Annotated in this window: 16 protein-coding genes; 10 read left to right on the top strand and 6 right to left on the bottom strand. The window is 32.0% G+C overall.

Going from position 1 to position 14,192, the window contains the following annotated elements:
• The first annotated feature begins 5 nt into the window (after nucleotides 1-5).
• The gene (gene cmk, locus ACFSSE_RS12230; protein WP_379040238.1) at nucleotides 6-680 is read left to right on the top strand and encodes a (d)CMP kinase; all 675 of its coding nucleotides are present in this window, start codon (nucleotides 6-8) and stop codon (nucleotides 678-680) included.
• 3 nt (nucleotides 681-683) lie between these two features.
• On the opposite strand, the gene ACFSSE_RS12225 is transcribed toward cmk, so the two are convergent.
• Entirely contained in the window at nucleotides 684-1,139 is a 456-nt protein-coding gene (locus ACFSSE_RS12225; RefSeq protein ID WP_379040239.1) for a hypothetical protein, read from the bottom strand.
• 119 nt (nucleotides 1,140-1,258) lie between these two features.
• Between ACFSSE_RS12225 and ACFSSE_RS12220 the strand changes: the two genes are divergently transcribed.
• Both ACFSSE_RS12220 and ACFSSE_RS12215 read left to right on the top strand, forming a co-directional pair.
• Nucleotides 1,259-2,119, top strand: coding sequence for a hydroxymethylglutaryl-CoA lyase (locus ACFSSE_RS12220; RefSeq protein ID WP_379040241.1), 861 nt, complete (start codon nucleotides 1,259-1,261; stop codon nucleotides 2,117-2,119).
• A 59-nt stretch (nucleotides 2,120-2,178) separates the two neighbouring features.
• Nucleotides 2,179-2,982 (top strand): class I SAM-dependent methyltransferase, encoded by an 804-nt coding sequence (locus tag ACFSSE_RS12215; RefSeq protein ID WP_379040242.1) that lies wholly within the window; start codon nucleotides 2,179-2,181, stop codon nucleotides 2,980-2,982.
• Here the strand turns inward: ACFSSE_RS12215 and ACFSSE_RS12210 are convergent.
• The 4 genes from ACFSSE_RS12210 to glmM all read right to left on the bottom strand — a co-directional run bounded on the left by ACFSSE_RS12210 (nucleotide 2,979) and on the right by glmM (nucleotide 6,705).
• Nucleotides 2,979-3,398 carry a GNAT family N-acetyltransferase gene (locus ACFSSE_RS12210; protein ID WP_379040243.1) on the bottom strand — a complete coding sequence of 140 codons (420 nt, stop codon included), beginning with the start codon at nucleotides 3,396-3,398 and terminating at the stop codon, nucleotides 2,979-2,981. The genes ACFSSE_RS12215 and ACFSSE_RS12210 overlap by 4 nt on opposite strands.
• Nucleotides 3,399-3,494: 96 nt before the next feature.
• Complete coding sequence (locus ACFSSE_RS12205; protein WP_379040245.1) at nucleotides 3,495-3,698, bottom strand: hypothetical protein; 204 nt, start codon at nucleotides 3,696-3,698, stop codon at nucleotides 3,495-3,497.
• Nucleotides 3,699-3,813: 115 nt separating this feature from the next.
• Nucleotides 3,814-4,950, bottom strand: a complete 1,137-nt coding sequence (locus ACFSSE_RS12200; protein ID WP_379040246.1) for a cysteine desulfurase family protein — start codon at nucleotides 4,948-4,950, stop codon at nucleotides 3,814-3,816.
• 369 nt (nucleotides 4,951-5,319) lie between these two features.
• Nucleotides 5,320-6,705 (bottom strand): phosphoglucosamine mutase, encoded by a 1,386-nt coding sequence (gene glmM, locus ACFSSE_RS12195; protein WP_379040247.1) that lies wholly within the window; start codon nucleotides 6,703-6,705, stop codon nucleotides 5,320-5,322.
• Nucleotides 6,706-6,824: 119 nt separating this feature from the next.
• On the opposite strand from glmM, the gene ACFSSE_RS12190 reads away from it, so the two are divergent.
• From ACFSSE_RS12190 to ACFSSE_RS12170, 5 genes are all read left to right on the top strand, one after another.
• Nucleotides 6,825-7,562, top strand: a complete 738-nt coding sequence (locus ACFSSE_RS12190; protein WP_379040248.1) for an SAM-dependent methyltransferase — start codon at nucleotides 6,825-6,827, stop codon at nucleotides 7,560-7,562.
• The gene (locus ACFSSE_RS12185; RefSeq protein ID WP_379040249.1) at nucleotides 7,555-8,121 is read left to right on the top strand and encodes a phosphatase PAP2 family protein; all 567 of its coding nucleotides are present in this window, start codon (nucleotides 7,555-7,557) and stop codon (nucleotides 8,119-8,121) included. The genes ACFSSE_RS12190 and ACFSSE_RS12185 overlap by 8 nt, the downstream gene beginning before the upstream one ends.
• A 4-nt stretch (nucleotides 8,122-8,125) precedes the next feature.
• Nucleotides 8,126-8,848 (top strand): ZIP family metal transporter, encoded by a 723-nt coding sequence (locus tag ACFSSE_RS12180; RefSeq protein WP_379040250.1) that lies wholly within the window; start codon nucleotides 8,126-8,128, stop codon nucleotides 8,846-8,848.
• Between the two features lie 417 nt (nucleotides 8,849-9,265).
• The gene (gene mnmA / locus ACFSSE_RS12175) at nucleotides 9,266-10,354 is read left to right on the top strand and encodes a tRNA 2-thiouridine(34) synthase MnmA (RefSeq protein ID WP_379040252.1); all 1,089 of its coding nucleotides are present in this window, start codon (nucleotides 9,266-9,268) and stop codon (nucleotides 10,352-10,354) included.
• 39 nt (nucleotides 10,355-10,393) lie between these two features.
• Nucleotides 10,394-11,068: a hypothetical protein gene (locus ACFSSE_RS12170; protein WP_379040253.1), complete on the top strand. Its 675-nt coding sequence runs from the start codon at nucleotides 10,394-10,396 to the stop codon at nucleotides 11,066-11,068.
• Nucleotides 11,069-11,079: 11 nt separating this feature from the next.
• On the opposite strand, the gene ACFSSE_RS12165 is transcribed toward ACFSSE_RS12170, so the two are convergent.
• Nucleotides 11,080-12,477, bottom strand: coding sequence for an ATP-dependent DNA helicase (locus ACFSSE_RS12165; RefSeq protein WP_379040254.1), 1,398 nt, complete (start codon nucleotides 12,475-12,477; stop codon nucleotides 11,080-11,082).
• A gap of 371 nt (nucleotides 12,478-12,848) precedes the next feature.
• On the opposite strand from ACFSSE_RS12165, the gene ACFSSE_RS12160 reads away from it, so the two are divergent.
• Nucleotides 12,849-13,667 (top strand): DUF3822 family protein, encoded by an 819-nt coding sequence (locus tag ACFSSE_RS12160; protein WP_379040255.1) that lies wholly within the window; start codon nucleotides 12,849-12,851, stop codon nucleotides 13,665-13,667.
• Entirely contained in the window at nucleotides 13,655-14,188 is a 534-nt protein-coding gene (locus ACFSSE_RS12155; RefSeq protein ID WP_379040256.1) for an RsmD family RNA methyltransferase, read from the top strand. The genes ACFSSE_RS12160 and ACFSSE_RS12155 overlap by 13 nt, the downstream gene beginning before the upstream one ends.
• The last annotated feature ends 4 nt before the right edge of the window (nucleotides 14,189-14,192 follow it).

Genomic DNA, 14,192 nt, shown 5'->3' with positions numbered 1-14,192 from the left:
CACCGATGGTTAAAAATATTGTGGTAGCTATTGATGGCTATTCTTCATGCGGTAAAAGTACTTTAGCAAAAGCTTTAGCAAAAAAACTGCATTTTATTTATGTTGATAGTGGCGCAATGTATAGGGCTGTTACCCTTTATTTTTTAAGAAACAATACAGATTTAAGCAACCACGATTTAATAATTGATGCCTTAGAGCATATTGATTTAAACTTCCATTCAAGAGATTACCAATCACATATTTTATTAAACGGCGAAGAAGTTTCTGAAGAAATTAGGCAAATGCCAGTTTCTGAAAACGTAAGTAGAATTGCTGCAATTAAAGAAGTGCGTAAAGCAATGGTACGCAAGCAGCAAAAAATGGGAAAATCTAAAAATATGGTTATGGATGGTCGTGATATTGGCACCACTGTTTTCCCTGATGCCCAAGTAAAACTTTTTATGACTGCCGACCCTAAAATTAGAGCAGAAAGACGCTATAATGAATTAATTGCTAAAGGTGAGAATGTAAGTTTAGAAGAAATTTTTGATAACCTTGCTCACCGAGATTTCTTAGACACCACCCGAGAAGAAAGCCCATTAGTAAGAGCCGAAGACGCTATTATTTTAGACAATACAGATTTAACTGAAACAGAACAATTAGATTTTGCAATTGAAAAAATTAGACCATTTATTGTTTAATTATTACAATACCAATCCAAAATAATAAGCCCACAATACAAAAAATATAAGCGCTGGTATTTTAATCAAGAACAGCCAATTGCCATGTCCGGTATGGTTAGCTCTTTTCACACTCACCTTATCGTTACAAGTTTTTATTTCTGTAGGTAAAGTAGCTACAAAATAAACTATTAAAAAAAAGGTTGTTATTTGGGCAGTATCCTTTAAAATAAAACCTGCTGCCAAAGCAATTTTTAAATCGGCGTTAACTAAAATTAATTTTTGTTTCCAAACATTATTAATATAATCAGGATAAGTTAAAAAAATGCCTTCTTGATAAACGTAACTTGTAATTGCACTAAACAATAACATTGCACACATAGCTAATCTTCCTGATAAAGAGATATAATCATCAACTTTAAATAGAAAAGCAATTCCACAAAACATTGCAAAAGTAGCAAGCAATACAAACAGCCTCATTTATTAAAATACGTTACAGTTTCTAAAATTAGCATCTTATAAATACTATGCAAAACAATTTTTACATTAAAAAACCTTGTAAATAGTTTGGCTTTTGTAAATTACAAAAAACGTTAACAATGAATGCTCCTATAAAATTAATTGAATGCCCAAGGGATGCAATGCAAGGAATAGAACATTTTATTTCTACAGATTTAAAAGCCAATTATATTAATTTATTACTAAATGTTGGTTTTGACACCATTGATTTTGGTAGTTTTGTATCTCCAAAGGCAATTCCGCAGATGCGGGATACAGCCAAAGTGTTAAATAAACTCAATATTAATCAAAATAGCAGCAAGCTATTGGCCATTGTAGGTAATTTAAGAGGGGCACAAGATGCAAGCGCTTTTGAAGAAATTAAGTATTTGGGCTTTCCTTTTTCCGTTTCAGAAACTTTTCAACAAAGAAATACGAATAGTAGCATTAACGATGCTTTAAAAACATTAGAACAAATAAACAACCTTTGTATAAAACACGATAAAGAAATCGTAACATATCTTTCAATGGGTTTTGGCAATCCTTACGGTGATGATTGGAATACAGAAATACTTCACTTTTGGGCAAAAAAAATTAGTGATTTAGGTGTTAATATTATTTCTTTAGCAGATACTACTGGAATTTCGACTCCAGAAAATATAAGCACAATATTTCCTGATTTAACATACGAATTTAAACATGTAGAATGGGGGATGCATTTACACGCCACCTCAACAGATGCTGATGCTAAAATAAAAGCTGCTTTTACAACCAATTGCAAAAGATTTGATAGCGCAATAAAAGGATTTGGTGGCTGCCCAATGGCAACTAATAAGCTTATCGGAAATATTGCTACAGAAAAAGTTATCGAATATTTAAAAGAAAATACACCAAATAATAGCTTGAATTATAAAGCTTTTAACGTGGCTTATACCTTTTCCTCTCAAATATTTAATTCATAGTATATTTTTTTATTTCTATCTTTCTCAAAATTACTAAAACATTGTTTTTTATTTAGAATATGGAAACACTTAGCCACTTCACTAAGAATTATCAAAATACAGCTGAAAATAATGACTATATATGGGGACATTTTAAAGATTGTGTAAATAATACTCCTGTATTAAAAAATCATAGAGATTATGTAGAAGAAAAAATGGCTGGTTTTGGCGATAGATCTTTCCATTATATGTGGTACTTATTAATGCAAGACTTAAAAACCAAGCAAAATGAAGTTTCTTTCTTAGAAATTGGCGTTTTTAAAGGTCAAGTAATTTCTTTATGGGCTTTGTTAGCTAAAGAATTTGGATTGAAAGCTGATATTAACGGTATTTCACCTTTAGAAGGGAATTATCCAAACAATAGTTTTTTTAGAAGTTATTACGTTAGAAAAATTTTATCATACATTGTACCTTCAATAAAAAGAGATTTTGCTGATGGAAATATTCATATTAAAGAAGATTTTTTAGGGCATATTCAAAAAATGTTTGACAATTCTAATTTAGATTTAAATGCTATCAATTTAATAAAAGGCTACTCTAACGATGAAAAAGTTGTAGCCCAAGTACAAGATAAAACTTTTGATATTGTTTATATTGATGGAGACCACAGCTATAAAGTTTGTAAAGAAGATATTGATAATTATGCTATACTGATTAAACCAAACGGATATTTGGTAATGGACGATGCTTCAAACTTTAACCCTGGTACTAAATTTTTTAAAGGTATTGTAGAAGTTTCTAGAGCTTGTGAAGAAATAGACCCTAAAGTATTTAAAAACATATTAAATGTTGGGCATAATAGGATTTATCAAAAAATTGGTTAATTAGTTAAAACCATTTTAAAATGTTGAATCCCCGCTTCTTCAAATTGCGGACCTTCGGCTACGAATCCCATTTTTTGATATAAAGGCATTGCTGTTAATTGTGCATGTAAATAAATATAATTAGCATCTGCCGGTAAATCTTGTAAAACAGTTTTAATCATTTCTGAGGCTATTCCTTTACCTCTGTATGCTTTTGAGACAGCAAAACGCTCCAACTTATAGCCTTTATCTGTTTTACGCCACCTGCAAGCACCAACTGGTTTATTGTTAAAATTTGCTAAAAAATGAATCGAAACATCTTCATTTTCCCATTCTAATTCGGGTGGGCAGTTTTGTTCTTCAACAAATACAACTTTTCTAATTGCAAATACTTTTTGTAAATCTGCTTCCTCAGAAACCTTTATAATTTTTATCATGTAATTTAAATCGTAAATTCTAATTTGCGAAAATATAATCATAAATAAAAAGCGAATCCGTAAGAATTCGCTTTAAAATTATTTTTCATCCTAGTATTAAACTTGACCTGGGTCCCTATCAATACCAATAGGTCCTTTATTTGTACGACCTTTATCGGAAGGACTTTGAGAGTAAGAACTTTTTTTCTCTGGAACAATGCCTGTTGCATCATCTAAATTCAAATCTTGTTTCTTAATCGGGTTTTTTGCTTCCAATTCATCCTTAAAATCGTTCATTTTTTCTGCTGGACTCTTTTCCATGGTTTCTATTTTTTAAATGTTAAAAATTTACTTCTGGTAAGAATTAAACAAATAGTTTGCCAGTATTGAAATTGAATTTTGAATGATTGAATTTTGAATGATTTAAAACACTTTACTAGCCAAACTTAACAAAAACCTCTTTTACTTTTTCAACAACGAAATCAATTTCTGCCTTTGTATTAAATTTAGAAAAAGAGAACCTTATAGAGGGGTTATCTGGATTTGCACCAATTGCAGTAAGCACATGTGAACCTATGTTTGAACCTGAAGAACAGGCACTTCCGCCAGAGGCAGAAATCCCGTTTATATCTAGGTTAAACAATAGCATATCAGCCATATCCATTTTAGGGAAGCAAACATTTAAAACGGTATATAAACTTTTTTCAGCTTCTGTTTCTCCATTGAAACTAATTTCTGGAATTGCATTTTTAAGTGCATCCATCATATAATTTTTTAAATCTTGAATATAGTTTTGATGCATCCCCATATCGGCGTAAGCTAACTCAAGCGCTTTAGCTAAACCTACAATACCATAAACGTTTTCTGTACCGCCACGCATATTACGTTCTTGTGCACCACCAAACATCATTGGTTTTATTTTAGTTAAAGGGTTTACGTATAAAAACCCAACACCTTTTGGTCCATGTAATTTATGTGCTGCACAAACTATAAAATGAACTTTTAATGTGTTTAAATCATGCGGATAATGTCCAATAGTTTGCACTGTATCACTATGAAAAATGGCTTCATATCTCTCACAAATCTCTCCTACCCTTTCAATGTCTGTTAGTGTACCTATTTCGTTATTGGCATGCATTATCGAGACTAAAGTTTTAGGATTGTTTTGCAAAAGTTCTTCTAAATGCTGGTAATCAATATTTCCTTTGGCATCAATATTTACATAACTCAGCTTTATTTTACCAGTTTTTTCTAACATTTCTAAGGTATGCCCAACAGCGTGATGCTCTATGTTTGAAGTAATAGCATGGGTAATTCCAAAATCATTGATAGCGCAAATTATGGCCGTATTATCAGCTTCAGTTCCTCCCGATGTGAAAAATATATTTGCTGGTGCAGTATTTAACAACGCTGATACCGTTTTCCTAGCCTTTTCAACCAAAGTACGCACCTCTCTACCATGCGAATGTATTGACGATGGGTTACCATACTGGTTTTCCATCACCTCAACCATCACTTTTAATACTTCTTTATCAATTGGAGTGGTTGCTGCGTTGTCTAAATATACTTTCATTTTTTTGATTTGAAGATTTGAAAATGTGTTGATTTGAAGATGACCTTTCAAAGTTTCTTAATATTAATTTGAAGATTTGAAAATGTGTTGATTTGAAGATGACCTTTCTACGTTCATTGTCAAAGATTTAAATAATTTTACTTTAAACATCCGAAAATGTCTTTGTGACTTGTAATAATATTGTTAGCCAAAGAACAATTTGTTATATATGAGGATAAATAGAAAACATCAAATTGAAGTTAAACAATTCCTATAGGATAAGCAATCTTCAAATCCTTAAACCTTTAAATTATCGTTTCAGCATTTTCCACAGGATAAGCCATCTTCAAATTTTCAAATCAGCACATCTTCAAATCAGTAATCTTCAAATTAATTATTCAAAATCTCCTTTATATCCGTAATAATCTTGTTAGCTAAATTTTCTGCAACGGTTTCTGTGCTTCCTTCGGAGTAAATACGGATAATTGGTTCTGTATTAGATCTTCTCAAATGCACCCATTGTTTATCAAACTCAATTTTTAAACCGTCAATTGTACTGTAAGGTTGATTTTTATATTTCTCTTCTACCTTTAATAACAAGGCATCAATATCCATTTCTGGCGTTAAAGTAATTTTATTTTTAGAGATAAAATAAGAAGGATAGCTGGCTCTTAATTTAGAAATGGTTTGTCCGTATTTTGCCAAATGCGTCAAAAACAAAGCAATCCCAACTAAGGCATCACGTCCGTAATGTAACTCAGGGTAAATAACACCGCCGTTTCCTTCGCCACCAATTACTGCATTGCTTGATTTCATTAGGTTTACTACGTTTACTTCTCCTACTGCTGATGCATGGTATTCGCCTCCAGCAGCTTCAGTAACATCGCGTACAGCTCTAGTAGATGATAGGTTTGAAACCGTGTTTCCTTTGTTATTTTTTAAAATATAATCGGCAACAGCCACTAAGGTATATTCTTCGCCAAAAGCATTACCATCCTCGCAAATGAAACAAAGTCTATCCACATCAGGGTCAACCGCTATTCCTAGATCAGCATTTTTGGTAGTTACTTCTTTAGATAATGCTAATAAATTCTCTGGTAAAGGCTCTGGGTTATGAGGAAATTCTCCATCAGGTTCGCAATATAAAGGATAAACCGTTTTTACGCCTAAAGCAGTTAACAAAGCAGGAACAAATATTCCACCAGTGGAGTTTACACAATCAATAGCAATTTTAAAATTAGCATTTCTAATATATTCAACATCAACCAAAGGCAAGGCTAAAATTTGGTCAATATGTTTTTGCATATAAGTGTCATCCATACGCACTTTACCCAAATCGTTAACTTCGGCAAAAGCAATATCTGTATCCTCTGCAATTTCTAAAACCTTTTTACCATCAACATCATTAATAAACTCGCCATTATGGTTCAACAATTTTAAAGCATTCCATTGTTTTGGGTTATGGCTAGCGGTTATAATAATTCCGCCACCAGCTTTTTCTAATGGCACAGCAATTTCTACTGTTGGTGTTGTAGATAAGCCTAAATCTACCACGTCAATACCAATACCTTGTAAAGTGCCTACCACCAAGTTGCGCACCATTTCGCCAGATATTCTGGCATCTCTACCCACTACAATTTTTTTAATACCCGTTTGTTGTACAACCCACAACCCAAAAGCGGTAGAAAATTTTACAATATCTGTTGGGGTTAAAGCTTCTCCTGCTTTACCACCTATAGTTCCTCTTATTCCAGAGATAGATTTTATTAAAGTCACTTTGCGTAATTTTATATTTTCCCAAAATTAAAAATATTAAAACATTAAAAGTCATCTTGTTTTAAACATATCCTTTAAAAAGGTTATTTATATATTTGCAAATCAAAAAAATAGCTGAAATGCCAAAAAAGTGGTTTCAAAATTGGTTCAATTCTCCTTACTATCATATACTTTATAAAAAAAGAGACGATGAGGAAGCTGAATTATTTATAGATAATTTATGTAGTTTTTTAAAGCCAAAAGCAGATGCTAGAATGCTAGACATTGCTTGCGGCCGCGGAAGACATGCCATTTATTTGAATAAAAAAGATTATGATGTTACCGGTATAGATTTATCTTTTGGAAGCATAAAATTTGCACAACAATTTGAAAATAAGAAACTTCATTTTTTTGTGCATGACATGCGCTATCGCTTTTACATCAATTATTTTGATTTTGCCTTTAATATTTTTACCAGTTTTGGCTATTTTGAAACAGATAAAGACCATATTAAGGCTTTAAAATCTTTTAATAAAGCATTAAAAATAGAGGGCCTTTTAATTTTTGATTATATGAATAGTCAGAAAATTATTAACCATTTAGTTACCAAAGAAACTAAGGAAGTTGAAGGGATAGAATTTCATATTAGCCGACAAGTAATAGACGGTAAAATTGTAAAAACTATTGATTTTGAACATCGAAACAAGCGTTTTGCTTTTAAAGAAGAGGTTAAAGACTTTAAATTGGCAGATTTTGAACGACTTTTTGCTGCAGCAGGCTTTGAAATTTGTGATACTTTTGGTGACTATAAGTTAAATGCTTTCGATATTAACAATTCAGATCGTTTAATTTTTATTTGTAAGAAAAACAATGCTTGAAGAAATACTTAAACTAGATCATCAATTATTTCAAGCAATAAACACAGGTTTAAGTAATTCTTTTTTTGATTGGCTAATGCCTATCATGAGAAATAAATACACTTGGATTCCTTTATATATAGGTATTATTATTTTCGCGATTAAAACCTATAAAACAAAAGGTTTGTATTTGGTGCTTTTTTTAGCTACTACAGTTGGCATTGCCGATTTTGGAAGTGCTAGTATTTTAAAACCAATTTTTAAAAGAGACCGCCCTTGTAATGAAGTTGCTTTTCAGGCAAATGTAATAGCTAGAGTTCCTTGTGGTTCTGGCAAAAGTTTTCCTTCTACTCATGCTTCTGATCATTTTTCTATAGCTATATTTTTATCTGTGTTATTTTTTAAAAAATGGAAGTACTTTACAGCTATTGCAGTTTTTTGGGCTGCTCTAATTTGTGTTTCGCAGGTTTACGTAGGTGTACATTTCCCTTTTGATGTAACTTTTGGGGCTATTTTTGGTTCGTTAATTGGATTTTTAGTCGCAAAATTATTTTTAAAATATATTCCTTTCAAAGCATAAATTCATGAGTTATTTTATCATTATATTATTGAGTGTTTGTGCGTTAGTTGGCGGGTTTGCAGTTTTTGTTTTTAAAAAAAACAATAATAATTCTTTAAAACTAATACTTTCTTTTAGTGGGGCTTATTTATTTGCAATTACAGTATTACATTTATTACCAGACGTTTACACCAGCGACCAAACACATTTAATTGGTTTATTTATTTTAGGCGGTTTCATTTTGCAAATCCTGCTCGAACAATTTTCGCAAGGTATAGAACATGGCCACATTCATACACACAACCACCAAACAAGCTTTCCGTGGGGAATAATGCTGAGTTTATGTTTACATGCTTTTTTAGAAGGAATGCCTTTAACGGCAAAGCATAACCAGCAATTGGTTTATGGCATTGCTATACATCACATTCCGGCTGCATTTGCATTGGGAAGTGTACTTTTAGGCAACCACATCAAAAAACAATCTGTTGCTATGTTATTAGTGGTTTTTGCAGCCATGTCGCCTTTAGGTTATATGTTTAGTTTTGCTTTAAGTAATGGAGATATCCAAAGCTTTGGTAGTTACTACCCTTATATTATGGGACTTGTAATCGGTATTTTCCTTCATATTTCTACCACCATTTTATTTGAATCTAGTGTTGATCATAAGTTTTCTGTAAAAAAAACAATTGCTGTTTTACTGGGTATGAGTATTGCTTTGGTCGGATTTTTTATGGAAGCAGGACATTAGGGGAGATAATTTTGAAGGCTGGTTCTGTTGAAAATATAATCTCTAAAGTAATTCTTACCATTTTTACTTGCAATTACAAACATAGGATGACAAAAAATTAGCGTGGCAAATGTAAAGTTATAAACTCTATTAAATCCATAAAAACAAATAAAGATTCGCTTAGAGCCTGTTTAAATTTATATTGTGAAAATGTTTATAGCTTATTTTTGAGCGAAAAGAGGCGAATTTTGGAGAGATAGCAGAGCTACTATCTAAAAAAACTTAACGAATTTGTAGCCATAAAGAAGCACAAACAAATTATTAGATAAATTTTAAACAGGCTCTTATGGTTTTTAAACAAATCTTACTTCCCACTGACTACCCAAATTCACTATGCAAAAATTAAAAATTATCTTTGCAAAAATTAATGCATAAGTAATGAGTAAACACGGGAGAATTTTAGTAGCGATGAGTGGCGGAGTAGATAGTTCTGTGGCGGCTGTGATGTTACATGAGCAAGGTTATGAAGTAATAGGCTTAACAATGAAAACTTGGGATTATGCATCATCAGGTGTAAATTCTAAGGAAACAGGTTGTTGCAGTTTAGATTCTATTAATGATGCCCGTTCTTTAGCTGTAGGTTACGGAATGCCTCATTATATTTTAGATATCAGAGATGAATTTGGCGATTTTGTAATCGATAACTTTGTAGATGAATACTTAGCCGGCCGCACTCCAAACCCTTGTGTTTTATGTAACACCCATATAAAATGGGAAGCTTTATTAAAAAGAGCTGACAAATTAGACTGTGAATTTATTGCTACTGGGCATTATGCAAACATTCGTTTACAAGACAGCGGAAGGTATGTAATTTCTAAAGGTAAAGATGAAAACAAAGATCAATCTTATGTTCTTTGGGGTGTTTCTCAAGAAAATTTAGCCCGTACAAGGTTTCCATTAGGTTCTTTTGCCAAATCGGAAATTAGACAAATGGCTTTAGATATGGGGCAGCAAGAATTGGCTAATAAAAGTGAAAGTTATGAGATTTGTTTTGTACCCGATAATGATTATAGAGCATTTTTAAAACACCGCGTTCCTAATTTAGAAGCAGAAGTTGAAGGTGGCGATTTTGTTTTAACAAACGGAACAAAAGTGGGCAAACACAAAGGGTATCCATTTTATACTATTGGCCAACGCCGTGGTTTAGGAGTAGCATTTGGTCATCCAATGTTTGTGACACAAATTATACCTGAAAGTAATACAGTTGTTTTAGGAACAGAAGGCGAATTACAAAGAACAGAAGCTTTGGTGAGAAACTTAAATTTGATCAAATATGAATCTATTACAGAACCTTTAGAGGCTATTACTAAAATAAGATACAAAGATGTTGGTGCAACCAGCCACATTCAACAAGTTGGCAACAATATGAAAGTTGATTTTCACCACGCTGTTTCTGGTATTGCGCCTGGGCAATCTGCCGTATTTTATGAAGGAAATGATTTATTAGGTGGCGGATTTTTAATATAATAATTCTTTTTTAATGTGTCATAATATTAAATTCGCTTTATGTTAAAGCGAATTTTTTATTTTATTGCTTTTTGTAGTTTAACCTGGGTTTCTTGTACCAAAGAAAACAATGCTCCCCCTATTGATTTGCACCCTGAGTTTTATCCTTTAAATACAGGAACTGTTATCATTTACGATGTAGATTCTACTGCTTACAGTAATTTCACAGGAACTAACGTTAATTTTAGATTCCAAATAAAAGACTCAGTTGCTGATACTTTTACAGATTTAACTGGTGAAACCATTTACCGCATAGAACGTTATAAAAAAAATGCAGGCAGTACAATATGGACAATTCAACAAGTAATTGCTCGTAATAAAACCATCAGAGCTGCCGAAGAATTTATCAATAATCAAAGATTTGTACGTTTAGTATTTCCTCCTGCAATAGGGACTATTTGGAATGGCAACTCAAAAAACAATAGTGGTAAGCAAGATTACATTATTGAAGACAATATATTACCACTAACAGTTAATACTTTAGATTTTGACAGCACTGTTACCGTTAAAGAAATAGACGAGTTTAACTTATTACGAGAAGATTTAATTTTAAAAACGTATGCTAAAAATGTAGGCTTAGTGCAAACAACGGTAAGAGCTATTGATAAAAACATCAGTACCGGTGTGATTACAAATGGCGCTATTTACAGCTATAAAATAGTCTCCTTTAAATAAATATTTTTCAATTAACTCGGGAAAAATAGCTCGTTAAAATTCACATAAAATAACTCCTTAGTGGCTCTTGTTGTAGCGGTATAAAGCCATCTTAACAAATCAATATTTAACATTTCTTCGGTTAAATACCCTTGATCTATAAAAACTGCATCCCACTGCCCTCCTTGTGCTTTGTGGCAAGTAACTGCATAAGCAAACTTTATTTGTAAAGCATTAAAGTAAGGATTACTTTTTATAGCATCCATTTTAGCTCTTTTTGTTTCTAAATGCTCATAATCTTTCATTAATTCTTCAAAAAGTTTCTTTTGGCTATCGTAAGGTAAATTTGGAGATTCTGCGTACAAAGTATCTAACATTACTTTACAAGTTAAGGGCTCTTGGTCAATATCTGCAAATAATAGTTGTACATCTGCAAACCTAAAACCATATTGCTCGTGTATATTTTTAACCCTTGTTATTTGTCCAATATCGCCGTTAGCAATAAATCCACCTTTCTCTTCTGCTAGCCAGTAATAATTATTTTTTACTACCATCACTAAATCTCCACCCGTAAGTTCATCTTCTCGCCATAAAATTTGGTTACGTATGTTTTGATTATACATATTTGCGGCTTTGTTAGAACGGCAAATAACCAAACAGTTCTCCAAATCATATTTGCCATAAGCGTAATTTAATCCTTCCACAATCTTATCGCCCATCATACGGTAAACATCTTTGTAGCTTGTGGTTTTTAATGTAGGAAAAGCTTCTTCTTCGGTACGGATGAGTTCTCTAATGGTAGTGGCATTGTGCAAAATTCCCGACTCTTTTTCTTGCCTTACTACATCAGTTAGTTCTACTTCTGTGGTATTTAAATTAAATTTATTTAAATAATCTTTAGCTAAAGCCGGACTTTCAGACGAGCCGACTGGGGGTAATTGAGCGGTGTCTCCAATAAATATAATTCGGTTATTTTGATTATTGTAAACAAAAGAAATCACGTCGTTTAGCAAACTGCTACCGCTATAATCTGATAAATCATCGCTAATCATGGATGCCTCATCTATAATAAACAAGGTGTTTTTATGCAAATTTGGAGAAAGGCTAAAGTGCATTTCTGGTGAAAAAGCAGATTTTTTACGATATATTTTCCGATGAATGGTACTGGCTTCCTTTTTTGAATAAAAGCTCAAAACCTTTGCGGCCCTACCTGTTGGTGCTAGCAAAACGGTCTTTATTTGATAGTTTGGCAACAATTTGATTAATGCACTAATTACTGTTGTTTTACCCGTACCGGCATATCCCTTAAGCACAAAACAAGAATCGTTGGTTTTTAACTGCAAAAATTGGTCTAATTTCTCAAACAAATAAAGTTGTTGAGGATTAGGTAAATGTGGAAATGATTTGGCTAAATTGTGTGCAATTGACATTGATGCAAATTTGGTTAAAAATTAGGGAATCTTCGTTAGATTGCTATATCTGAGAGGGATTTTTTTTTACCACAAGAAAACAGAGGTTTTTCACAGAATAAACAAAGATAATATGAGTTTTTTTAACCACAGAGGAATCGGAGTTCACAGAGTTGTGTGAATTTTATAAGCTTAAGAAACTTAAGAGGTCTAACAGCGTTTAATAAATAACACTCCAATAAAAAATCTACGCTAATCAGCGAGATCTGCGGGAGAAAAACAACACACTACTTTGCAATCTAAAATTTAAAAAATTCATCATTATAAAAACTATCAGCAACTAATTTACAAACAAACACATGTTTGAATTTAAATTTTTACTTTTGCTAAGCATGAATAATAAGATACAATTAACTGTTGCAGATTTTGAGCCTGCCAAAACAAAAACTTACGAGTTATATTTAGAAATTGGTGCAAACCATTATAACTACGCAGTAATTGATCCTCAAAATCAGAATGTAAAAACAATATCTTACCGCCCGTCAAATATCCATAATGATATAAATGAGGAGTTATTGCAAGCCCATTTTGCTAAAACAAAAATTAGTCTAAACACTCAAAAGTTCACTTTTGTACCTTCCGAGTTATTTCACGAATCTGCTTTAGCTAATTTTACAAAATATATTGATGCACAAGAAAACGAGGAAGTTTTTATAAAAAAAATTGCACAAGCTAAGCTCACTATTATTTATGCTTTACCAAAATTGCAATTAGATAAAATAAGCAGTTATTTCCCCACAGCAGAAATTTACCCACAAATAGCCCCTTTTTATAATGGCGTAGCTTATGCTTTTAGCCAAATTGGTTTCTCACAGTTGTTTATCAACTTTAAAGGAAACCTAATGGAAATCATCATTATTAATCAACATCAATTTCAGTTTTATAACATTTTTGAGTTTCACAACGATGAAGAAATGATGTACTTTTTATTGCTTGCCGCACAAGAAAATAATATAAAACCTGCAAGTACAACTGTTAAAATTAGTGGAGATTTTAATCCTAATGGAACTATTTTTAGTCAAGTTTTAAATTATTTTCCTTCAACAGAAATAACAGATCAAGATAGTTTACCCTTATTTTATCAAGGATTAAAGGAACCAGTTATGCCTCGTTTTTTCTCTTTATTAGCTTTACATTTATGCGAATTGTAGGCGGACGGTTAAAAGGAATTAGGTTTAACCCACCAAAAAACTTACCTGTAAGGCCAACTACAGACATGGCTAAAGAAGCCCTCTTTAATATCCTGCAAAACCAGGTAGATATAAATAACTTAAAAGTTTTAGATTTATTTAGCGGAACTGGAAATATTAGTTTAGAATTTGCTTCTCGCGAAGCTTTAGCTATTACCTCTGTTGATTTAAACTTTGGTTGTTACAATTATCTTAAAAACATAAGTAAAGAACAAAATTTAACTCAAATAAAAGCCATAAAAGCCGATGTTTTTAAATTCTTAAAACAAGAGACAGATAAATTTGACTTGATATTTGCCGATCCTCCTTATGATTTAAACCGCATACCTGAGATTGCAACTTTAGTTTTTGAAAAAGAATTATTAACCGAAAATGGAATATTAATAATTGAACATCAAAGTATGCAAGATTTATCAATCCATCCTAACTTTACAGAAAAAAGAAAATACGGTTACTCGGCTTTTAGTTTCTTTAACAATTAAACGC

Source organism: Pedobacter alpinus (assembly GCF_042684645.1).
In the GTDB taxonomy this organism is placed as follows: Bacteria; Bacteroidota; Bacteroidia; order Sphingobacteriales; family Sphingobacteriaceae; genus Pseudopedobacter; species Pseudopedobacter alpinus.
This window is presented reverse-complemented; position numbering and strand designations above follow the sequence as displayed.